The following is a 1,533-nucleotide window of genomic DNA, read 5'->3' as shown; positions in this document are numbered from 1 at the left end:
TGAAAATAAATAATTGGTTTAATTCTTTTAGAAACTGTTTACCCTGTAGCTAAACCATTGAAGAAAATAGGAAAGCAGGGCAATCGTTCAAATACGATTTCCCGTATGTTTCTTCTGTTTTCTGTCTATCCTGTTACGTTACTGTGTCTCGTGGTAGGGCTCATGGTTTTGAAGCATGTGATAGACAATGGTAAGCATTCGATGTCCAATGGCAACGAGTGCTTTTTTCTTTCCTCTTCTTGCGGCTAATGACCAATAGGCGATGCCCAAGCGTTTGTTTCGACTTCGGGATACGGCCCAGGCAGATTCACATAAGGCGGTTTTGATATGGGGATTCCCTTTGACGGATCGGGTGCTCTTTCTCTTTCCAGCACTTTCATGGTTTCCTGGCGATAATCCTGCCCAGGATGAAAGGTGTTTAGCTGTTGGAAATTGCCCCATGTCCACACCAATTTCAGCGATAATGATGGCAGCTGTGTCTTTTTTGATTCCTGGCATTGTAATTAGAAGATTCACTTCTTCTTGATACTTTTCTAAGAGGTTGTCAATTCGTTTTTCGATGTCTGAAATGAGATTTTCTAGGTAAGCCAGATGCATCCAGGATTGCTTTATTAGAAAGAGCTGGTGGTCGGTTAACGTTCCAAATAGTGAGTCCGCGATTTGGCTTTTCTTATGAGCCATGCGTCCATGAATATGCTGATCGATTTCCTTAGAATCGATGTACCCTTCTGACATGAGATGCTCCAACAGGTTTCTTCCTGATTTACCGAACACGTCAGAAATGACTGTACCGAGTTTAATATTCGACGCTTCGAGGACTTTTTGAATGCGATTCTTCTCTGAGGTCATATGACCGATCCATTTTTTTCGAAGACGCGTTAAATCACGAAGCTCACGAATATCCTCTGGGGGAACGAAGCTTTTTTTGATTAGTCCATGCCGCAATAACTTGGCAATCCATTCTGCATCGCATACATCCGTTTTGCGACCAGGGACGTTTTTAATTCTTTGCGCATTAGCGAGAGTAATATCGAAATAATCTTCGAGAATATTATAAATCGGTTTCCAGTAGATCCCTGTGCTTTCCATTGCGATGTGGGTCACTTGTCGATCTTCCAACCACTTCAAAAGACGAAATAAATCTTTTGTCAACGTCGGAAAGGTCTCTGTCTCTTTCGTAACATTGCGTTGGTCGTCTTCTAGTAAAACACAGGCCACTATGGTTTCAGAATGGACATCTAAGCCAGCACACTGTTTATACAAAACTTCCATGTTCAAAGCCATCCTTTATGAGATAGATTCCGTAAACAGTGGAAGGAATTTGAACTTAAACATTTTTCTGTTCGTAGTCATCTCTCGGTAGAGAGAGCTAACAATGGGTTGTGCACCAAATTCCATCCAACAGTTTTTTGTACAGGGTCGAACCACCATTAAAGAGCACGTTGAAACTCACTGTTCACGGTATCTCCATTATGGAAGGAATGCTCTATTTTCATTCTTGGGTTGAGAGTGAAAGATCATGAAAGTTTTTTG

General features: G+C 41.5%; 1 protein-coding gene. It reads right to left on the bottom strand.

Annotation, left to right across the window (positions count from 1 at the left end; translation table 11 throughout):
* Positions 1-138 precede the first annotated feature (138 nt).
* Complete coding sequence (locus tag PQ511_RS23535) at positions 139-1,272, bottom strand: IS110 family RNA-guided transposase (protein WP_273854341.1); 1,134 nt, start codon at positions 1,270-1,272, stop codon at positions 139-141.
* Between the last annotated feature and the right edge of the window lie 261 nt (positions 1,273-1,533).

It is taken from the genome of Guptibacillus spartinae (assembly GCF_028610625.1).
Taxonomy (GTDB): domain Bacteria; phylum Bacillota; class Bacilli; order Bacillales; family Guptibacillaceae; genus Guptibacillus; species Guptibacillus spartinae.
Note: the sequence above shows the minus strand (reverse complement) of the source record. Positions and strands in the feature narration are given on the sequence as shown.